We start from the raw sequence: 20,931 nt of genomic DNA, 5'->3' as shown, positions 1-20,931 counted from the left end.
ACCGTTCTCGGACGCGGGCCGGTGAACGTCGACGGTGGTCGTCATACCCTCACCCTGGTGGCCGATCCCCTCGACGAGTACGAGGAGATCTCGGAGGAGAACAACGTCTTCGGCGAGCAGTGGGTGTGGACGCCGCTGCCGCTGACCCTCGGCACTCCGGTCACGCGCGACCAACCCTCGGCGCGCACCGTCGGCTGGGACGAGATCAGCACCGCCGAGGCGAAGTGGTTCAACGCCGACGGCCTCCGCAGCCCCGTGTTCGAGGCGACCGCCTCCGGCGGGACCTGGGGCATGGTGGCGACGATGCCGGCCAACGGCTCGGACGTCGACATCCGCTGGCACGAGACCTCGACCGGGGCCAAGGACGGTTTCAGCACGAATCTCGCGTACAGCGGTTGGGGTCCGCAGCAGAGCGACCTGCTGCTCGTGAACTTCGGGCAGACCTCCTACCGCGCCTTCGACGTCGGCGTGCTCGACCAGGGCGGTACGGGCTACACGGCCGAGGCCGTGTCGTCGGTCGACATCGGTTCGCCCGTGGCACTCGCGGGAGGTCCGCACACGATTTCCGCCGGACACGTGGCGCGACTCTTCGAAGTCGAGCTGCAGGCGGGAATCCACGTCATGGAGCTGCAGAACCTGTCGGGGGGCGCGAATCTCGGATTCTCGCTGCACGACCCCGAGACCGTGTTCGCGTCGAAGAGCGATGCGCTGGCGGCCTCGTGGTTCGAAGGGGCCGGCGAGAGCGAGTGGATCACGGTCGACGTTCCCGTTGCGGGCACCCACGCGCTCGTGGTGTGGAAGACGACCACCGCGGACCTCGAGCTCGACGCCGAGTTCGCGCTGCGGATCGACGCCGGGGTCACCGACGCACCGCCCGGCCCGGGCGCGGTCACCGCGAGCCGCATCCACGGGGTGAAGCCGAATCCCTTCAACCCGCGCACGACCGTCGCCTTCGACCTGCGCGAACGCGGCACCGTGACGCTGATCGTCCACAACGTGCGGGGCGAGCGCGTGCGGACGCTGCTCGGTGCGACCCCCAAGGACGCCGGTCGCCACGAGGTGGTGTGGAACGGGGCCGACGACGACGGTCGTCAGGTGGCCAGCGGGACCTACTTCGTGTCGTTGCGGACACCGAGCGGATCGGACCAGCGGAAACTCACGCTCGTCAAGTGATCCTCCGGCCAGGAGCCCTCACGCGATCGCGGGGGCTCCTGGCACGATTCCGGCAGACCAGGACCGAGGACCGGTCCACGGAGCCCTCGGGGCTCCCGTGCGGCGTGTCGACCGACCCGACGGCGATGATCTGCCGGCGGGCGGTCATTCCTTCCGTACCGGCGGTCGTCGATGGTCACCGGCGTGCTCGACACACGACTGGGAACTCTCCTCGGACGGCACCAGATCCTGCCGCTGTCCCGGGTGGAGGAACTCGCGGGTCTGGCCCGGGAGCGGGACCAGGGCCTCGAGCGCGTCCTGCTCGACGAAGGCGTCTTCTCGCGACCGCAGCTCCTGCAGTTGCTCGAGAACCACACCTTCTGCCCGTCGATCGACCTGGAGGAAGCCATTCCGGATCTGGAGGCGCTGCAGGTCCTTCCCCGCGACGTGGCGAGCCGTTGCCGGGCCCTGCCGTTGACCGTCGATGGGGACGAACTGCGCGTCGCGATGGAGTGGCCCGACGATTCGACCGTCGTGCAGAAGCTCCAGGCGGCCAGTCGTCACCGGATCGTCGCCCGCGTCGCGCCCGCCTTCGAGATCCTCGACGCGATCGAGGAGCACTACCCGAGACTGCAACTGGCGCCGGGATCGAAGCCGGAACCCGCGACACCGACGGCTGCTGGTACACCCGACCGTGACGTGATGCAGCGCCGCGAACTCCGGGTCTCGACCGGATTCGAGGGAGCGCGCCGGTGGTCCGAGACGAAAGAACCCGCGGAACTGGTGACCGCGGTCCTCGAGGAGGCCGCGCGCAGCGGGGCGACCGACGTCCATCTGCAACCCCAGGAAGACGGCATGTGGTGCCGCCTGCGGCTCGACGGCGTGCTGCAGAACGTGGTTCGCCTGCCGCGCTCGGTGGTTCCGGCCATGGTCTCGCGTCTGAAGATCATGGCCGACATGGACATCGCGGAGCATCGGCTGCCCCAGGACGGTCGTTGTCACCTCGCCGCCGCGGGCAAGGAGCTCGACCTGCGGGTGAGCGTCATGCCCTCGCAGTGGGGGGAGAAGGTCGTCGCCCGCGTCCTGCAGCGCGACCAGCGTCTGCTCGACTTCGACGAACTCCACCTGCCACCGGCGGTCCGCGAAGGATTCTCGGAGGTCCTGCACAACCCGCAGGGCTTCTACCTGGTCACCGGACCCACCGGAAGCGGCAAGACGACCACGCTGTACGCCACGCTCGGCTCGCTCGAGGGCGGAGCCCTGAACATCTCGACCCTCGAGGACCCGATCGAGTACTCCCTGCCCGGCATCTCGCAGATGCAGGTGAACGAAGAGATCGGCTTCGGCTTCTCCGAGGGCCTGCGCGCGCTGCTCCGGCAGGATCCCGACGTGATCCTCGTCGGCGAGATCCGCGACGTGCGCACGGTCGACGTCGCGTGCCGTGCCGCTCTGACCGGGCACAAGGTCCTCAGCACGATCCACACGAACGACGCCTGCCAGGCGATCACCCGCCTGCTCGAGATGGGCGCGGAGCCCTACCTGATCTCGGCGACCCTCAGGGGCGTGCTGGGGCAGCGTCTGGTGCGCGAGATCTGCGAGGAGTGTGTCGAGGAGTACCCGATGAACGAGACCGAGCGGGTGCTGCTCGGTTATCCCGATCCGCGGCCGCTCCGTCGGGGGCGTGGCTGCTCGCGCTGCTCCGGGACCGGCTACCGCGGCCGGCGCGGCATCTTCGAGTACTTCCGCGTGGACGATCAGATCCACGGGCTGATCCAGAGCGGAGCGTCGCCGCACGCGATCCGTTACGCCGCCAAGAAGGCCGGCATGCTGTCCATGGCCGACTTCGCCCGGCACGCCGTGCTCGAGGGCGTGACCACGGTCGCCGAGATCCAGCGCGTGGTCTTGTCGGACGAGCCGCGCGAGCAGCTCTGCACGAACTGTCAGCACGTGGTCGACCTCGACTTCACCGTGTGTCCCTTCTGCCACGAGCGGCTCAAGCAGGAGTGCCCGAGCTGCTCGCGGGCCGTCGAGTCGAGCTGGGAAGCCTGTGCCCACTGCGGTCAGCCGCTCGAGCAGGAGTGGCACCGCGTGTTCTGCAAGAGCTGTCTGGCTCCGGTTCGCCCCGAGTGGGCGGAGTGCCAGTACTGCGGAACGGAGCTGGGATCGTGAGCAACGGACTCGGACGCATGCCCACGGGGATCCCCGGGCTCGATCGACTGCTCGAGGGTGGTATCGTGCGCGGGAACAGCCTGTTGATCGAAGGGCCGCCAGGGAGCGGCAAGACGACCTTCGGGGTGCGCATGATCGCCGAAGGCGTGCGTCAGCACGACGAGCCGGGGCTGATCATCAGCTTCGAGGAGTTCCCGCGGCAGATCTACGAGGAGGCGTGGACCCAGGGCGTCGATCTCGAGGAACTCGAGGCCACCGGAAAGCTGCGGATCGTATGGACGCCGCCCCAGCGCGTGCTCGACTCCTTCAACGGTCGCAACGATCTGATCGACGATCTGGTGAAGCAGATGGGGGTCCGGCGGATCCTCATCGACAGCGTCACGCACTTCAAGCGCGTGTCCGACAGCGAGACCGAGCTCCGTGAGGTCCTGGCCGGAGTGCTCAGCTACTTCAAACTGCAGGGCGTGAACTCGATCCTGGTCAAGGAGCTCGAACGCAACGACGAGCGCGACATCGCCTTCGAGGAGTACCTGGTCGACGCGTCCATACGCGTCCTCAACGGGCGCCGGGCTCGCGGTGGCGAGAACCTGCGTTCGGTCGAGATCCGCAAGACGCGCGGACAGGGACACACCTCGGGCCGTCATCCCTTCACGCTGTCGGCCGAGGGTCTCGTGGTGTACCCGCGACTGCGTCCGCAGGACGTGCGCTTCGGTCTGATCGAGACCCGCGACACGCGCCGCGATCGTGTTTCGACCGGGGTGCCGGGCCTGGACACGATGCTGAACGGCGGGCTGTGGGAAGGCAGCGTCAACGGCGTGAGCGGCTACCAGGCCTCGGGCAAGACGGTGCTCACCTACCACTTCCTCGACGAGCAGATGCGCCGGGGGAAGCCGGCACTCTTCGTGAGCTTCCACCGCAGTCCCGGCCAGGTCGTCGCCGATGCCGCCTCGCTGGGTCTGGACTGGTCGGGATCCGTCGACTCCGGACAGCTCCAGCTCGTGCGCGCCGACTGGGTCGGCATGACCCCGGAGATCTTCCTCAATCGGCTCTTCGAGGCCGTGGCGGCCCACTCGCCCGACGCCTTCGCCCTCGACTCCCTGAACGACTTCGCCGACCTGTGCGAGGACGCCCGTGGGGTGAACGACGACACGGTCGTGCTCGTGGAGATGCTGCGGTCGGTGGGGGCCACCGCGCTGTTGATCCAGCGCCTGTCGCACATGCGCGGCGACGCGACCGTCCACGATCAGGATCTCGGCGAACTCCTCGACGCGCAGATCCAGTTCTCGGTGGCCGAAGGCCACGGGCGTCTCGAGCGCTTCGTGAGCGTGCGCAAGCACAGCGGCAGCAACCACGCCTCCGACCTGCGGGAACTCCGGATCGACGAGCGTGGGATGTACGTGGCCGATCGTGCGACCTCGCGGTCGGGGGTGCTGACGGGATCCTCGCGTCCGGGTTACGACGACCCGGCGCAGGAAGTCCTGCCGCGCATCGAGACGATCCTGGCGACCTTCCGCGAAGTCCTCGAGCAGCTCCCCGGGCAGCTCCCCGAGGACGCGCCGGTCATCGAGCGGCTGGAGTCGGCCCGCAACGAACTCGTGGTGGCCGACGTGGTCATGCGGGAGCACTTCGGCGTGACCGAGTACTTCAAGCTGGCCGACCGCGTCGGCAGCCACGACCGCGACTGATCGACCGGCTTCTCAGCGAGCGAAGGTCGCCAGGAACACGCCGGCGGCCACGGCCGAACCGATCACCCCCGACACGTTCGGCGCCATGGCGTGCATGATCAGGAAGTTCTGCGGGTCCTCCTTGGCCCCCATCATCTGACACACACGCGCCGAGTCCGGAACCGCCGACACGCCCGCCGCCCCGATGATCGGGTTGATCTTGTCGCGCACGACCAGGTTCAGTCCCTTGGCGAACATCACGCCCGCCGCGGTGGCGATCGCGAAGCTCGCCGCACCCAGCATGAAGATCTGGATCGACTGCGGCGTGAGGAACCGCGTCGCGTCGGTCGAGGTTCCCACGGTCAGGCCCAGAAGAATGGTGATCACGTCGACGAAGGCCGTTCGTGCCGTCTTGGCCAACCGCTCGGTCACGCCGCTCTCCTTGAGCAGGTTGCCGAAGAAGAGCATGCCGAGCAGGGGAATCGCCCCCGGCGCGAGCATGGTGGTGAGCAGGAAGCCCACGATCGGGAAGAGGATCCGCGTGCGCTTGCTCACCGGCCGGCTCGGCGACATGCGGATCAGCCGTTCCCGCCGGCTGGTGAGCAGCTTCACGATCGGCGGTTGGATCACCGGCACCAGGGCCATGTACGAGTAGGCCGCGATCGCGATGGCGCCCAGGTAGTCCGGGGCCATCTTCGACGACAGGAAGATCGCGGTGGGTCCGTCGGCCCCGCCGATGATCCCGATCGCCGCGGCGTGCTCGGCGTCGAAACCCATGAGGATGGCGCCGAGGAAGGTGATGTAGATCCCGGCCTGCGCCGCGGCCCCGAGCAGGACCAGGCGGGGATTGCCGATCAGCGAGGAGAAATCGGTCATCGCGCCGATGCCCAGGAAGATCAGCGGCGGGTACCACCCCTGGCTCACGCCCAGGTACAGGATCGACAGCACGCTGCCCGGTTCGTAGACCCCGATCCCCATGCCCTCGGACATGGGAATGTTGCCGACGAGGATCCCGAATCCGATCGGGACGAGCAGCAGGGGTTCGTAGTCCTTGGTGATCGCCAGATAGATGAACACGCAACCGACGATGAGCATGACGAAGTTGCCCCACGTCATGTTGCCGATCGCGCCGGCCTGCAGGAAGTCCAGGAGGATGTCCATGGCGGGCCCGCTCTACCCGATCTCGACGAGCGGCTGGTTCTCGCGCACCGCATCGCCCACGCCGACCTTCACCGCGGCCACCTTCCCCGCCAGCGGCGAGGCGATCGACGTGTGCATCTTCATGGCGTCGACCACGATCAGCACCTGGTCCTTGTCGACCTGATCCCCGACCGAGCAGCGGACCTCGACGACCGTTCCGGCGATCGGCGAGTTCACCGTTCCCTTGCTGTCGCCCGACGGGGCGGGGGTGGCCTCGGCCGGCTTCGGCGCCGCCGGCGCGGGATTCGACGGCGCCGGAGTGGGGCTCGTTCCCGGGCGCGGAGCGACGGGAGGCAGGGCCGAGGGAGCGGCGAATCCGTCTCCGGCGTCGAGGACTTCGACCTCGACCTCGTAGGCGACTCCGTGGACGGTGATCTTCAGCTTCATCGACTGGTCTCCTGGTTGCGGCCGGTGTGCCGGGTCGCGGCGTGTGCGCGCGGAGTGGCCGTCGGAATCGGATGGTCCGGAGGGTTCATGGGTGACGCGAGGAACCGTGGCGGCCGGAGATCGCGTGCGAACCGAGCAGGGTGGCGCGACCCTGGGCCGACCAGGTGCTGGGCTCGCCCGCGGCGGGGATCAGACGCCGGACCGAGCGGATGCGTGCCCGGCCCCCGAGGTACGTGGCGACGGCGGCCGCGATGATCACCGCCGTGGTCGCGTCGATCGTGGGCTCCCGGTCGGTCCGCTGCTGCTCGGTGACCTGCTCGTGGCGTTGCCACCGGAGGTCGAAACGGCCCACCAGCCAGACCAGGGTCGCCGTGAGGGCCAGCACCATGAACACGATCAGGAAGCCGACCACGGCCAGGGTCACGGCGTCCGAAGTGCTGGTGATCGCGGTGTGCTCCATGGGCGTCCGATCTACAGCTGGATGAGGCCGTGCTTCTTCTGCGGCCGCAGCTCGCGTTTGCTGCGCAGGACCTGCAGCGAGGTGGCCAGGTACAGGCGCGTGTCGGCCGGCTCGATCACGTCGTCCACGAGTCCACGCCCGGCCGCCACGTAGGGATTCGCGAACAGCTCGCGGTACTCGGCGATCCGCTTCGCCCGTTCGGCCACCGGGTCCTCGGCCTCGTTGATCTCGCGTCGGTACAGGATGTTCACCGCACCCTCGGCGCCCATGACCGCGATCTCGGCGGCGGGCCAGGCGCAGATCCGGTCGGCACCCATGCTCTTGGCGCACATGGCCAGGTAGGCCCCGCCGTAGGCCTTGCGCAGCACCACGGTCAGCTTGGGGCAGGTGGCCGAGGCATAGGCGAAGAGCATCTTGCTGCCGTGTTTGATGATTCCACCCTGTTCCTGCGACACCCCCGGAAGGAAGCCGGGCACGTCGACGAAGGTGACCAGCGGAATGTTGAAGGCGTTGCAGAAGCGCACGAAGCGCGCGCCCTTCGACGAGGCGTCGATGTCCAGCACGCCGGCGCGGACCTTCGGCTGGTTGCCGATCACGCCCACCACCCGGCCCTCGATCCGCGCCAGACCGGTGACGATGTTCGGCGCGAACTGCTCGAGGATCTCGACGAAGTCGGCGTTGTCGATCACGCGCCGGATCACGTCGCGGATGTCGTAGGCCTGCCGCGGATCGGTCGGGACGATCTCGTTCAGCTCGGGGTCGCTGACGACCTCGCCGTCCCACGACGACGGATCGAAAGGCGGGTCCTCGGTGTTGTTGCTGGGCAGGAAGGTGAGCAGACGCTTGGCCAGCGCGATTCCCTCTTCGTCGCTGTCCACGACGAAGTGGGCCACTCCCGAATGTGTTCCGTGGGCGTCGGCGCCGCCGAGCGACTCCGCGTCGATGTCCTCGCCGGTGACCTCCTTGATCACCTTCGGGCCGGTGATGAACATCTGCGATTCGCCCCGGACCATGATCACGAAGTCGGTCAGGGCGGGCGAGTAGGCCGCGCCGCCGGCGCAGGGTCCCATGATCAGGCTGATCTGCGGGACCACGCCCGAGAGCAGCACGTTGCGGTAGAAGATGTCGCCGTAGCCGCTGAGGGCGTCGACGCCCTCCTGGATCCGCGCGCCGCCGCCGTCGTTGATGAACAGGAAGGGGTCGCCCGTCTGCAGCGCGGCGTCCATGACCTCGACGATCTTGTGCGCGGTGCCCTCGCCCACGCTGCCGCCGCCCACGGTGAAGTCCTGGCTGGCCACGTAGACCGGGCGGTCGTCGACCGATCCGAAACCGGTGACCACGCCTTCGCCGGGGAACTCCTTGCGGTCGAGCCCGAAGTTCGTGGCGCGGTGCCGCAGGTGGAGGTTCATCTCCTGGAAGGTGTCGGGGTCGAAGAGCAGGCTCAGGCGCTCGCGCGCGGTGAGTTTGCCGGCCGCGTGCTGCTTCTCGATGCGCTTCTCGCCCCCGCCCGCGTAGGACTCGGCGCGGCGTCGGTGAAGGTCGCGGATCGTCTCCTCGCTCATCGTGGCGTCCTTGCGGGAGAGGGTTGTGCACGCGGGAACGGGCGCAACATAGAGCGCGCGGAGAGGGCTGACCAGGGGGCGTTCCGGGTCATCACAAATTGACAGAGGCGCAGGGTGGAGAGCGCTTCAGCGCCTCGGGGCCGCGATCCGGACGAGCAACAGGAAGCCGTTCCGTGGCGGTCCGACGGGTCGCCACGCGCTGACTCCGGGCGGCGGCGGATCGCCCGCCGCGGTGACGTCCCACAGGATCCAGCGGAGGTCGGACGGTGCATCGCGCGGATCGTCGACCCGGACCACCGCCCGTGCGCCGACCGGCTGTGCGAGCGCACCGCCGAGCAGCGAACCCTGCCGACTCCAACGACTGCGTCCGATCGCGTCGGCTGCGAGGGCTTCGTCGAGACGCGGGTGCGCAGCCAGTTCCGGGAAGTAGAACTCGATCGAGTCGAGGTAGCCGTCCGGGGTCCGCCCTCGCGCGAGGTCGGCCCGCACCGCTCCGACACTCGTGATCGCGCCGGCCAGCAGGACCACGACGGCGGCCGCCGGGACGAGTCGGCCGGAGATCCTTCCCCGGGATCGCGACGCCACCGCGGCGAGGGCGGGCAGACCGAGCGCGAGCATCCACAGGGTGAGACGCGACCACCACGGCGCGGGTTGTGCCAGCAGCAGGGCCAGACCCAGGGCGACCGGCCCCAGCACCTCGAGGCGCCGCCGGGTGAGAACGAGCACGAGGAGGGCCGGCAGGGCCCCCAGCGTCCAGACCGGGCCCAGTCCCTCGGCCTGGTCGTAGACCTCGACCGCTCGGAACGGACGGGCCCAGATGGCCAGCGGATGCAGCGGGGCCGGAACGTCGGCGAGATCGGCGGGCGTGGACAGGGCGGCGGCCGCGTGGGCGTCGGTCCCCGGGGCCAGGACCTTCGCTCCCAGTCGCAGCTCGACGGGATGGACGGGGTTTCCCGCGTGCACGAGGGCACGTGCCGGCCAGAGTCCACCGACCAGCACCAGGACCGCCACACCCAGCGTCAGGGCCCGCAGGGCGGCCGGTCGCCGATCCGGGGCCCGGCGCGTGAGATCCACGACGAGCAGGACCACCCCGAGGGCCGCGATCAGCAGGCCGGTGCCCTTCACGCTCGCCGTCAGGCCCGCCGCCGCTCCCCAGAGCAGCGCGACCCCCGCGTGGTCGATCCCTCGCAGGCGCCACACCGTCACCGCGACGAAGGCACAGGTGGCGGCCGCCAACCCGACGTCGACGTAGGCGGTCGTACTGCCCAGGTGCCACGCCGGGACGGCAAGGAAGGACACGGCCGCGACGGCCGGCCAGGGCCGGCGGGCGCCCCAGGCGCGAGCGGTCGCCGCCAGGCCGAGCGCACCGGCCGGCCACAGGATCAGATTCAGGGCGTCGAGCCACCGGCCGTGGTCGAGCAATCGGACCAGCAGGAGTCCCATGGTCTCGAGCGCCATGGGGTAGCCGTTGACGAAGGGTACGTCGTCGGTGCCCTCGATCCAGACCACGCGGTCGGCGCGCAGCCAGCCGTGGACGGCCGGCAGGTGGTAGTACAGGCCGTCCCAGTCGAGCACCGGACGCTGCCAGGTCAGGACCAGGTGGTGGACCGCGACGGCGCCCACGAGCAGGACGGCCCCGGCGACGTGGGGATCGACGCGACGAGCGGAGGGGTCGGTTCCCCGGGCCGCGCCCCTGGCCAGCAGCACGGCCATGGCGAGTCCCGAGACCACGATTCCGCCGGCCGCCACCGGTGGGATCGGGACGTGCAGCCACGACAGCAGGAGCGTGAGCGGTGGCAGGAAGGCCGGCCACGCCACCGCGACCGTCAGCGCCGTGACGGTGCGGCGCGACGGCCCGTCTACCATTCGCGGAAGGCGCGCAGCCCGACGTTGGTGAGGTCGTAGACCTCGGTGTCGAGCACCGAGAATTCCACGCCCACCCCGCGGTCCTCCTGCACGTACCACGTGGCGCCGAGCCGGAGACCGCGGCTGTCGAACTCGACGAGGGCGTCGGAGGGACCGACCAGCAGGTAGGCCACGCGGCCCGTCTCGGCCCGGGCCGACAGGTAGAGCTTGCGGTAGATCCCGTAGAGGAGCGACACGGCGACCGTGTGGCCCTGGGTGTCCCCCGGCTGGCCGATGTCGACACGCCCGTCGGCACCCACCGACCAGCCGCCGCCGAGCGAGTAGAGCAGGCCCGCGCCGACCCCGTCGCTGCTGTTGTCGCCCTTGTTCTCGATGTGCGTGTAGCCCAGGTCGACGAGCAGGCGCCCGTCGAGGAGCGCGGTGCGCCGCAGTCCCATGTCGAAGCGCAGGTCGGGTTGGACGACGTCGCCGCCGCCCGTGCTGAGCCCCGCCGACACCAGCGTGTTCGCGCCGAGGTGACGGCCGTACGACGCTCCGACACCGAGCCCGGTGTCGTCGAAGCGCGAGGCGAAACCCAGGTCGAAGCGCCAGCGATCCACGCCCGAGCGCTCGCGGGTGTAGGCCACGAAGCCGCTCTCGGCCCCGCCGAGGTCCTCGGTGTAGCGCCCGACGTCCAGCCCGAGCTGGATCGACTCGACCGTGTCGTCGGCCGCGGCGGTCGCGGGAACGACGACCAAGGTCAGCAGCACGGTGCCCAGGACGCGGGGCTGCCGTAGACGTCGCCGCGGCCGTGCCCGGACCGCGTGGGGCCAGCTCACGGCCCACCCGTAGAACGCCACGATCGAGAACACGCTCAACACCAGGCCGAAGGCCCAGAACAGCAGCGGCATCCACAGCAGCGATCCGTGGTGCAGGATCCAGGCGTGCGCCACGTACAGAAGAGGGACCGTGACCGCGAGGTGCGCCATGGGTAGCAGCGCCGCGGCCAGTCGTTGCGACCACCCGTAGGCCAGCGGGTTGTAGGCGAATCCCATGATCACGGGCACCAGTCCGATCACGAACAGGTTCGCCAGCAAGAGCGTCTCGGTCATTCCGCCCACGTCGTAGGGGAACGCCGGGGCGAACAGCGCGAAGACGATCTGCGACGACACCTGCACCGCCGCGAGGAGCCGGAGCAGGTAGACGAGTGGCAGCGAGCGGGTCGGCAGGAAGATCGACACCAGCAGGACCACCGCGACCACGCCCAGTCCCACGTTCCACTGTGCGGTCGTGGGAAGCGCGGCCGCCACGTCGAAGCGCGGTACGGTCAGCTCGACGCCGAACGCGAAGGCGCGGGTGATCACCGGGACCTGGGCGGGGACCCCGAGCACCTCGAAGGCGAAGCGGCCGATCGCCGCCCACGCCCGGACCACGAAGGGCCACGCCACGGCCCAGCCCACCACGAGCGCGATCACGAACAGCACGCCGAGCGCGCCGTCGCGCTTGCGCAGCTCCAGGTGGTTGAGTGCGCGGTGGACCGGAATCAGTCCGCCCCGGTAGCCACGATGGCTCGACTCGGTCCTCGAGTTCACGATTCGGTCCATCCTCCGTCTTCGGTCACCCAGACCGTACCGTGGACCACGCAGCCGGCCTCGACGTCGATGGTCTCGGCCCGCAGGGTCGCCGTGTCGGGTTCGCGGCCGACGACGCTGCCGTGGCCCAGTCGCACGTGACCCTCGGTGATCAACAGGCCGTCGATCCGGACCTCGGGCCCGATCGAAGCGCCCTTCGTGCTGACCACCGACCCGGTGACGACGGTCGAGGACTCCAGGTGCACGCCGCGTGCCTTCACCGATCCCTCGATCCGCGTTTCCGGTCCGGCGCGCAGTGATCCCCTCACGACCAGGTCGCCCGTCCACCGCGTGCCGGCCGGCAGGGTCACGTCGCCGTGGACGATGGTGCGTCCGGCCGCGGTCTCGGTGCGCGGGTCGAGGTCCTCGGGGCCCGACGGTCGCAGGTCCTCGGGCGGGCGGGGCTCGGGGTCGATCGGGTTGCCGAATTCGACCCGGGGAGCGTGCAGCCGCTCGAACCGGACGCCCTCGGCCACACGGATCCTGCGACCGGCCGACACGCGCCCGTGCAGGAGGGCGCGCGGCCCGACCCGCACCTCGCCGTCGGCGTGGATCCAGCGCAGGCTGGTGGTTCCCTCACCCAGTGTGACGTCGCCGTCGGCCAGCGTGGCGCGCAGCACGGCGTGGTCTCCGGTCCGGACGTCGCCCTCGGCGAAGACCTCGCGCCCCACCGCACGCTCGGGCTCGACCTCGAGATCGCCCACGGCCAGGACCATGGTCTCGTCCGGCGAGTCGTGGTCGACCGGGACCCGCGTCTGCGCGGCGGGCAACACCACGAAGGACTCGCCCCCGTCGATCCGGCCCCGCAGGAGCTGACCGTTCGCCCGGACCTCTTCGACCGGACCGGCCAGCCGATCGGCCAGGACGGCGCGGAAGCGCTCGGCGAAGTAGGTGGACGAGACCCTTCCGTCGGCCGCGATGGGCAGGGCCTCGGCGTCGAAGCGGCTGCGGATCTCGCGCAGCGCCGGTACCAGGGGTACCAGCAGCAGACCCACGACGAGCGCGAAGAACAGCACGGTGACGACGGTCACGCTCATGAGTCGCCGTTCCTCGCCGTCTTGTGCCAGAAGTTCTTGCGGTGCGGACTCAGGGCGGCCAGCTGCACGAACGCACCTCCGGTGACCGACAGGGCCGTGACCAGGAAGCCGGTGGCGAGCAGCGGCAGCAGCCGGGCGCGCCGGCGGGTGCGGTCGAGATGCGTGGCGGCGGCGACCTCGAAGAAGGTCGCGAAGTTGCCGAGCGTGGCGTAACTGGCCACCGCGAGCACGATCACCACCCCGGATTCGTTCACGCCCAGGTGCCACAGCGACAGCGCTGCCGCCCAGGCCAGCACCAGCAGCGGCGACAGGACGTACACCCCGAGCAGCAGCACGCCGTCGAGCTTGCTGCGCCATCCGATGCGACGGCTGCGCAACAGCGGACCGGTGTAGCGGAACATGGCCTGGTTGTGACCGCGCGCCCAGCGGATGACCTGCCCGATCCGCTGCGGCCAGGTCTCGGGGACCTCTTCGTAGCACTCCGAGCGGTTCTGGTAGACCGTCTTCCAGCCGCCGAGCAGCAGGCGGAAGGTGGCGTCGGTGTCCTCGGCCAGGCTCTTCACGTTCCACCCGCCGACGGCCTCGAGCGCCGAGCGTCGTACGCCACCGACCGTGCCCCCGTACTGCGGCACCAGGCCCAGGTTCATGCGGGCCTGCTGGTCGACCTGGTAGCCGCCCGCACGCTCGAGGTCGAGCATGCGGGTGAGCAGGTTGCGGCCGGCGTTGAGCGGGACCACGCGGCCCATGACCGCGCCGACCTCGGGGTCGAAGAAGGGGGCGACGAGCTGTTTGATCAGGCCGCGACCGGGCAGGTAGTCGGCGTCGAACACCAGCACGATGTCGGTGTCGACGAGTTCCATGGCGTCGTTCAGGGCGGCCGCCTTGCCGGCCGGACCCTCGCGCCGGTGGAAGGCGGTGATGCGACGGGGATGGCGCTCGGCGTACACGTCGAGCAGTTCCCCCGTGCGATCGGTCGAACGGTCGTCGATCACCAGCACGTGGAAGCGGTCGCGCGGATAGTCGACGAGCAGCAGGGCCTCGAGGATTCGCGGCAGGACCGCTTCTTCGTCGTGGGCGGGGACGCAGACGGTCACGTGCGGCCAGTCGGCGGCGTCCACGTCGAGATAGGGATGGCGCTGCCGTCCGAAGAGCCGGTTGATCGTGAACACGTAGTGCCGCAACAGGTAGATCACGATCAGCGCGACGACCGCGATCAGGAAGATCCGCTGGATCTCCACGTGCAGCGGATGCGGGCTCCACGGAGAGGCGTGGGCCACGGCCGGACACAGCAGCGAGACCGCCGTCGCGATCGCTGCCGGCCAGCGCCGGCGAGCCGGCCGATGATCCTGTGGTCTTCCCTGACGCAACTGGACCCCGTTCTCGGAACATCCTGTCCGAGTCGTTCCTCCGACGGACGACTCTAGCCCAGGACCGGGGCCGAGCGGGAGCGCTTTCCGGTCGGCGTTCAGTCGCCGCGCCCGGCCGATTCTTCGAAGCTCCGGCCCGTCCAGCGCTCGAAGCTCGCGCGGCGCGCCGGGTCGGCACCCTCGAGCGGGACGATCTCCGGCGTTCCCACCGGGTCCTCGCCGAGGGTCATGCGGCCCTGCACGAGCCGATCGCGGCGGAAGGCGGTCCAGCGCACCGTCTCGCCGGGGCGCAGGATCTTCAGGCGCTCGTCGAGGTCGCGGCCGATCCGGTGGTCGTCGAGGGCGATCACCACGTCGCCGGCCATGAGCCCCGCCGCGTGGGCCGGTCCTCCGTGGAAGACCTGTGCGAGACGCGTGCCGGAATCGCCCGGTTCGAGCGTGGCGCCGATCCAGGCGGGGGTCTCCTCGTCCTCCGGCACGGGCTTGCGGCGCAGCCGGAGCCCGACGTGGGCCAGGACGTCGTCGTACTCCATGCGTCCGGGCCGCTCGACGTGCGCGCGCACGAACTCCGTGACGTCCACGCCGGTGGCCTCGCGGACGATCGCGACCATCCCGTCTTCGGGCACCCCGCGGCCGCGCTGGCCGTATTCGTGCCACAGGTGCCGGACCACGTCGTCGAGGGAGTGCGCGTCGTCGGTCTCGCGGCGCAGGAACAGGTCGAGCTTCCAGGCCACCAGCAGACCCTTGAGGTAGTAGTTGGTCTGCGAGTTCGGGGTGTCGGGATTCGGCCGGTACAGACCGATCCACGCGTCGAAGGAACTCTCGGCCAGCGACTGGACCGATCCCCCCGGGCGGCTCGCCTCGCGGCCGATCAGTTCGGCCAGGTGGTCGAGCATCGTGGTCGTGTCGTAGCAGCCCGCGCGCACCGGGAAGAGCTCGTCGTAGTAGGTGGTGAAGCCTTCGAAGACCCACAACAGCGTGGTGTAGGCCTCGCGCGCGTAGTCGTAGGGGAGCAGCGCCTCGGGCCGGATGCGGCGCACGTTCCACACGTGGAAGAACTCGTGGGCGACCAGCGTGAGGAATTTGCGGTACTGCTTCTCGGGGCGGAAGCCGAGCTTGGGCCAGGCCAGGGCGCAACTGTCGTCGTGTTCGAGCCCGCCGCCGCGGTCGTGGGTCAGGTGCAGCACGAACAGGTAGCGGTCGTAGGGCGGCTCGCCGCCGAAGAAGTCGACCTCGGTACGCACGATCTTCTCGGTGTCGGCCACGATCCGCTCGACGTCGTGGTTGCCCGATCCGTGGATCACGAACTCGTGGCGGCGCCCGGCGACCTCGAAGTGGTGGACGTCGTGCGGACCGATCTCGAGCGGACAGTCGGCCAGACGGTCGTAGTCGTGGGCACGGTAACCGTCGCCGTGCGGATCGAGCGCGGTGCTGACCGTCCAGCCCGTGGGAGGATCCACGTGCAGATCGATCGCCTCGTCGGTACGCCCCTCGACGGCGAAGAAGGCCGCCGGCGGGTGGACGAAGGCGTGGTCGTGGCTCACGTCGTTCGAGCGAACGGTGAGTTCGGGGGCGAACACCCGGTAGCGCAGGACGACCGTCGGGGCGCCTTCGGGAGCGATCTCCCACGTGGCCTTGTCGCGCTTGTGCCAGGAGAGCGCGCCACCGTCGGCGTCGGTCGCGGTGAAGCGGGTGACGTGTCCCGCGTACTCGCGCAGGACGTAGCTGCCCGGGCACCAGGCCGGCATGCGGACCACGAGCGGGCCGTCGCCGGGATCGTCGATCGTGTGCTCGATGCCGAGGTGGCGGGCGGCCACGTCGGCGACCTGGAGACGGACGCGCTGCGACATGGGACCTTCCTCGAGCTCTACTCGACGACCTTCACGATCTCCTCGAGCACGATGTCCCGGAGCTTCAGCTCGTTGCGCAGGATCTCCTTGTCGACCGCGCGCTCGCCCGGGACCACACCGCGGTCGGTGACGTCGCCGCGGGCGATCATCTGGGCGATGATCGCGACCGGGTAACCGGTCATGCGCATCATCGCGGTGATCCCGTTCTCCTTGTCGAAGCGATCGATGATCTGGCTGCGCACCATGAGGGGCACGCTGCCCTTCGTGCCCATGGCCGTCACGCGCAGCAGCACGACATCGGCCTCGGGATAGGTGCAGTCGTCCTCGATCATCTTCGCGAGGAGTTCGCGCGGCACCACGGGGCCCTCGCTGGTCTCCTTTGGTTCGCGCGAGAACAATCCCTGGTCGTACAGGCCGCGCATCTTGTCGCAGTGACCGGGGAAGCGAAGGGTCTTGTAGTCCATGTTCTCGACCTTGTGGCCGAGCGTGCGTGGCAGCGTCGACAGACCGCCGCTGGTGTTGAAGGCCTCGAGCTCGCCCCAGGGCTCGGGGAAGTTCACGCGCTCGACGTCGGTGAGCGGCTCGACGTTGATCAGGTCGCCGTCGCGGACCACCTGCACCGGCTCGCCGTACTCGTTCAGCAGGCCCTCGACGTTGAAGGTCAGCATGTACTCGAGTTCGCCCTGCGGACGTTGCGGCAGACCGCCCACGCGGATCCGGACGCTCTCGACCCGGCTCAACCGGTCGACGGCGTCGGAGGCCAGGATGTTGGCCAGGCCGGGCGCCAGTCCGCAGTCGGGGATCACCACGATCCCGGCCTCGCGGGCCTCGGGGTCGAGTTCGAGCTGGGCCGCCACCGTGTCGTTGTTGCCGCCCAGGTCGACCAGCGACGTGCCGGTGGTGATGGCGTCGGTGGTGACCTCGAGGTTGAAGCGGTAGGGCAGCGCGTTGACGGCGACGTCGGCGTCCTCCATGGCGGCCCGGACCTCTTCGCGGCTCTCGGCATCGACGGGCTCGAGGTCGACACGGGCGTCGTCGAGCCACGAGTAGACGTCCTCGAGCAGGTCGGGATCGTTGTCGGCGAGGACGACCTCGTTCGACGGGTCGCGCAGCAGATCGAAGGCGATGGCGCGGCCCTGCTGGCCGGCACCCAGAATCAGATAGCGCATGGACTCGGTTCCTCGGCTCGGTTGCGGTCCCTCCCGCTCCGTCGCGACGGCGCGCCCGGGAGCAGAACACGGGACGGACAAACAGAATCCGCCCTGGCCTCCGGCCAGGGCGGTGAACCTGCGGCCCCGACCCGGCGCTCCGCGCACGGGCAGGTACCAGAGACGGTCAGGGTAGAGCAGGCCCCACGAGGGGGCAAGGGCCGATACGTCCGTCGAGGTCACAAGGTCGGGCTGCTCGGAACGGCGGTGCGCCACTACCTTGCGGGAGATCGTGCGGTGGGGACCTGTCCCACCACACGGCAACGGATCCAGTTCCCGGGGGGACGTCGTCATGGCCGCGCCGCAGCACACCAACTCCACCGCTCCACGTCCCGTGGCGTATCGGCCGGCCGGACGCCTGGCCGCCCGCCTGGGAACGCCGCCGTCCGAATGGACGGTCGAGGACCTGCTCGATCTGGTCGAGGCCGACGGAATCCGCGGGCTCAGCCTGATGCACGTCGGTGGCGACGGCTGGCTCAAGGCGCTGGACTTCGTGCCCATGTCGCGCGCCCACCTCGAGGACACCCTGCTCGGCGGCGAACGCGCCGACGGCAGTTCGCTGTTCGCCGACGCCGGGATCCGCGCCGGCGCGAGCGACATCGTCCTGCGGCCGCGCATCGACACGGCCTTCCTCGATCCCTTCGCCGAGCAGCCCACGCTGGCGGTGCTGTGCCGTCATCTCGATCGCGACGGCGCGGCGCTCCCCGTCTCGCCCGACACCGTCGTCCGACGCGCCCACGAGCGCGTGCAGCAGGAGTGCGGGGTCGACCTCCTCGCGCTGGGCGAGGTCGAGTACTTCCTCGGGCGCCCCAGCGACACGGCCGAGACCTTCGGGAGCGACGACCGCGGCTACCACTCGACCACGCCCTTCGTCTTCGGGGCGGAGTTGCGGCGCATCGCCATGGCGTATCTGGCCGATCTCGGGGTGCCGGTGAAGTACGGGCACAGCGAGGTCGGTTGGATGGAGACCGACGGGATCACCTGGGAGCAGCACGAGATCGAACTCGGTCTGGCCCCGCTACCGCAGGCGGCCGACGCCGTGGTGCTCACGCAATGGGTGCTGCGCAACCTGGCCCACCAGCGTGGGTGGCGCTGCAGCTTCGAGCCCGTGGTCCGAGCCGGACACGCGGGAAGCGGTCTTCACTTCCACTTCTCACCGGTGAAGGACGGCGAGCACCTCGGCGGAGGAAGCGGTGCCGGCGACTTCCGGCCCGAGGCCCTTTGGTTGATCGGTGGACTGGTCCGCGCCGGGGGCGCGCTCATGGCCTGGGGCAACCGGCAGCCGTCGTCGTTCGTGCGCCTGAACCAGGGCAAGGAGGCGCCCGAGAGCATCACCTGGGGCCGGTTCGACCGCGGTGCCCTGGTGCGGCTGCCGATCCAGGCCCGCAGCGAGGACGGTCGCTTCGAGACGCCGCCCACGATCGAGTTCCGCCTGCCCGACGGGTCGGTGCACCCCCATCTGCTGTTGGCCGGCGTGGCCCAGAGCATGGTGGGGGCGCGGCACGCCGCCGACGTGGCCGAACTCGTGCGGGCATCGGAGTCGGGCACGGCCGAGCGTGCGGCCGCCCTGCCGCTCGATCGTTCCGACGTGGGCGCGCAGCTGCTCGAACACCGGGACTGGTTCGCCGCCGGTGGGGTCTTCGACGAGGCCCTGCTCGAGGCCACGCTGCAGACCCTCGGTGCCGAAGCCGGCGACGCCTAGCGGCCTGCGGCGACGCCGGGCGGCCGGCGACGGCTAGCGGCCTCCGCCGCCGAGGACGATGCCCAGGCGCAGCCCGCCGAAGAAGCCGGTGTAGTCACCGCTCACCGGCATGGCGTCGTACTCCAGCCAGGTGTACCGGAAGCCGACCTCCAGGCCGAGCGTGAGGGCGGGCGACAGCTTGCCGTCCCAGCCCACGAGCGCGTGGGCTTCCGGGGCGGTGTCGGTCGCGCTGCGGCGGGGGAAGGTGACCCGTCCGCCGACGATCTCCTCGTAGCGGACCTCGGCCTCGATCAAGCCGCCACCCACGCCCCAGTAGCTCGCGCCGGAGCGGTGGGGGTAGCGGTGGCGCAGGGTCATGCCGCCGCTCCAGCTCTCGAGCCCGTAGCGGTAGCGGCCGGCGTCGCCGCGGTCGCCGAACTCGTCGATCTCGAGGAAGTCCTCTTCGTCGTCGAGGTCCCGGTAGGAGCCGTAGAGTTCCAGGCTGTTGCGGTGGCCCACGTTGAACTCGAGCCCGGCGGTGGCGTAGCCGCCCACCGGCCACTCGGTGTCGGAGAGCTCGTCGTCCCAGGGATCGGAGGCGCTCGTCACGCCCCCGCCGAGGTTCAGGCGGACGCTCCAGGAGTCGTCGACACTACGACGGCCGTGGCCGACGTACAGGCTGTCGGCGGCGGCGTCGGTGACCCAGGCGGCGCAGATCACGAGCAGGACGGGCAACAAGACCGAGCGTGTGGTCGGAGCTCGCATGGCGGAATCCTTCCGTCGCGGCGGGGGTGCGAGGGCTGGCAGGGCCCGCGCGGTGCCGAGTCGGGGCGACGGCATCGTCCGCCGACAGGATAGCCCGTCGCGGTGCCGGGGCCAAGACCCCGGGACGTCGTGGGGGATCAGTGGCGCTGCCGGTCGACGTAGGCGCGCAGGCGATCGCTCGTCCCGTCGGCGTCCCAGCACTGGCGCTGTGCCTCGGTCTCGAAGTCGAGCATGCCCTGCAGGTCGAACTGCGTCGAATTCTGCACCGCCATCTTCACCAGCCGCAGCGTGGTCGGCGTGGCCCGCACCAGACGGCGGGCGAAGCGCGCGGTGTGCTCGCGCAGGTGGGCGTGGGGGACCACGTGCTGGACCATGCCGATCTCCTCGGCCTCTTCGGCCTCGACGCGCCGGCCCGTCCAGAACAGTTCGAGCGCGCGCCCGGTGCCCACCAGGCGCGGCAGGAAGTACGTGCCGCCCCAGTCGGGGTGGAGGCCGGCGTGCAGGTAGTTCTGCGAGAAACTGGCGTGGTCGCTCACGATGCGGACGTCGCAGGCCAGCGCCAGGGTCATGCCCGCGCCGGTGGCCGCCCCGTTGACCATGGCGATCGAGGGCTTGGGCATCTCGTGGAGCAGGGTGACGATCCGGCGCCCTTCGTCCATGACCGGGCGGATCTTCTCGAAGCCCGCGCCCTCGTCCTTCAGCGTGTGCATGCGGTGGACGTCGCCACCGGTGCAGAACCAGCGGTCGGTGCCGGTGAGGACCACGACACGGATCCCGTCGTCCTCCTGGGCGTGCAGCAGTGCGTGCAGGAGCTCCTCGCGCATGTCCTCGCCGAAGGTGTTGTGTCCCTTCGGCCGGTTCATGGTCACGTAGAAGACGTGGTTCTCGATCTCGGTGCGCAGGGTCTCGAACTGCATGGACATGGTGTCCTTCCGGCGGACGGTCGGGAGCGG

The 20,931-nt window shown here is 70.0% G+C and carries 16 protein-coding genes; 4 read left to right on the top strand and 12 right to left on the bottom strand.

From position 1 onward, the window contains the following. The 3 genes from VKA86_03440 to VKA86_03430 all read left to right on the top strand — a co-directional run. Positions 1 to 1,173: FlgD immunoglobulin-like domain containing protein (locus VKA86_03440; GenBank protein HKK70244.1), on the top strand; the 1,173-nt coding region annotated here is incomplete at its 5' end. A 183-nt stretch (positions 1,174 to 1,356) separates the two neighbouring features. Beyond that, the gene (locus VKA86_03435; protein ID HKK70243.1) at positions 1,357 to 3,321 is read left to right on the top strand and encodes an ATPase, T2SS/T4P/T4SS family; all 1,965 of its coding nucleotides are present in this window, start codon (positions 1,357 to 1,359) and stop codon (positions 3,319 to 3,321) included. Beyond that, complete coding sequence (locus tag VKA86_03430) at positions 3,318 to 5,006, top strand: ATPase domain-containing protein (protein HKK70242.1); 1,689 nt, start codon at positions 3,318 to 3,320, stop codon at positions 5,004 to 5,006. The genes VKA86_03435 and VKA86_03430 overlap by 4 nt, the downstream gene beginning before the upstream one ends. A gap of 12 nt (positions 5,007 to 5,018) precedes the next feature. On the opposite strand, the gene VKA86_03425 is transcribed toward VKA86_03430, so the two are convergent. From VKA86_03425 to VKA86_03380, 10 genes are all read right to left on the bottom strand, one after another. After that, positions 5,019 to 6,146 carry a sodium ion-translocating decarboxylase subunit beta gene (locus VKA86_03425; GenBank protein HKK70241.1) on the bottom strand — a complete coding sequence of 376 codons (1,128 nt, stop codon included), beginning with the start codon at positions 6,144 to 6,146 and terminating at the stop codon, positions 5,019 to 5,021. Between the two features lie 12 nt (positions 6,147 to 6,158). After that, a complete protein-coding gene (locus VKA86_03420) occupies positions 6,159 to 6,572 on the bottom strand; it encodes a biotin/lipoyl-containing protein (GenBank protein HKK70240.1) in 414 nt (137 codons plus the stop codon). An 85-nt stretch (positions 6,573 to 6,657) separates the two neighbouring features. Beyond that, positions 6,658 to 7,032 (bottom strand): OadG family transporter subunit, encoded by a 375-nt coding sequence (locus VKA86_03415; protein ID HKK70239.1) that lies wholly within the window; start codon positions 7,030 to 7,032, stop codon positions 6,658 to 6,660. An 11-nt stretch (positions 7,033 to 7,043) separates the two neighbouring features. After that, positions 7,044 to 8,594 carry an acyl-CoA carboxylase subunit beta gene (locus VKA86_03410; GenBank protein ID HKK70238.1) on the bottom strand — a complete coding sequence of 517 codons (1,551 nt, stop codon included), beginning with the start codon at positions 8,592 to 8,594 and terminating at the stop codon, positions 7,044 to 7,046. A 126-nt stretch (positions 8,595 to 8,720) separates the two neighbouring features. Then, positions 8,721 to 10,460: a hypothetical protein gene (locus VKA86_03405; protein ID HKK70237.1), complete on the bottom strand. Its 1,740-nt coding sequence runs from the start codon at positions 10,458 to 10,460 to the stop codon at positions 8,721 to 8,723. After that, entirely contained in the window at positions 10,454 to 12,031 is a 1,578-nt protein-coding gene (locus VKA86_03400; GenBank protein HKK70236.1) for a YaiO family outer membrane beta-barrel protein, read from the bottom strand. The genes VKA86_03405 and VKA86_03400 overlap by 7 nt, the downstream gene beginning before the upstream one ends. Then, the gene (locus tag VKA86_03395) at positions 12,028 to 13,107 is read right to left on the bottom strand and encodes a hypothetical protein (protein HKK70235.1); all 1,080 of its coding nucleotides are present in this window, start codon (positions 13,105 to 13,107) and stop codon (positions 12,028 to 12,030) included. The genes VKA86_03400 and VKA86_03395 overlap by 4 nt, the downstream gene beginning before the upstream one ends. Continuing rightward, positions 13,104 to 14,474 carry a glycosyltransferase family 2 protein gene (locus VKA86_03390; protein ID HKK70234.1) on the bottom strand — a complete coding sequence of 457 codons (1,371 nt, stop codon included), beginning with the start codon at positions 14,472 to 14,474 and terminating at the stop codon, positions 13,104 to 13,106. The genes VKA86_03395 and VKA86_03390 overlap by 4 nt, the downstream gene beginning before the upstream one ends. Before the next feature lie 98 nt (positions 14,475 to 14,572). Beyond that, a complete protein-coding gene (locus tag VKA86_03385) occupies positions 14,573 to 16,324 on the bottom strand; it encodes a PDZ domain-containing protein (GenBank protein HKK70233.1) in 1,752 nt (583 codons plus the stop codon). A 17-nt stretch (positions 16,325 to 16,341) separates the two neighbouring features. After that, the gene (locus VKA86_03380) at positions 16,342 to 17,493 is read right to left on the bottom strand and encodes a saccharopine dehydrogenase C-terminal domain-containing protein (protein HKK70232.1); all 1,152 of its coding nucleotides are present in this window, start codon (positions 17,491 to 17,493) and stop codon (positions 16,342 to 16,344) included. A gap of 331 nt (positions 17,494 to 17,824) precedes the next feature. On the opposite strand from VKA86_03380, the gene VKA86_03375 reads away from it, so the two are divergent. Continuing rightward, positions 17,825 to 19,234 (top strand): glutamine synthetase, encoded by a 1,410-nt coding sequence (locus VKA86_03375; GenBank protein HKK70231.1) that lies wholly within the window; start codon positions 17,825 to 17,827, stop codon positions 19,232 to 19,234. 33 nt (positions 19,235 to 19,267) lie between these two features. Here the strand turns inward: VKA86_03375 and VKA86_03370 are convergent, their stop codons facing one another. Both VKA86_03370 and VKA86_03365 read right to left on the bottom strand, forming a co-directional pair. Continuing rightward, complete coding sequence (locus tag VKA86_03370) at positions 19,268 to 19,978, bottom strand: hypothetical protein (GenBank protein HKK70230.1); 711 nt, start codon at positions 19,976 to 19,978, stop codon at positions 19,268 to 19,270. Positions 19,979 to 20,115: 137 nt separating this feature from the next. Next, positions 20,116 to 20,901 carry an enoyl-CoA hydratase/isomerase family protein gene (locus tag VKA86_03365; protein HKK70229.1) on the bottom strand — a complete coding sequence of 262 codons (786 nt, stop codon included), beginning with the start codon at positions 20,899 to 20,901 and terminating at the stop codon, positions 20,116 to 20,118. Positions 20,902 to 20,931 lie beyond the last annotated feature (30 nt).

The sequence above is a fragment of the Candidatus Krumholzibacteriia bacterium genome (assembly GCA_035268685.1).
In the GTDB taxonomy this organism is placed as follows: domain Bacteria; phylum Krumholzibacteriota; class Krumholzibacteriia; order JAJRXK01; family JAJRXK01; genus JAJRXK01.
Note: the sequence above shows the minus strand (reverse complement) of the source record. Positions and strands in the feature narration are given on the sequence as shown.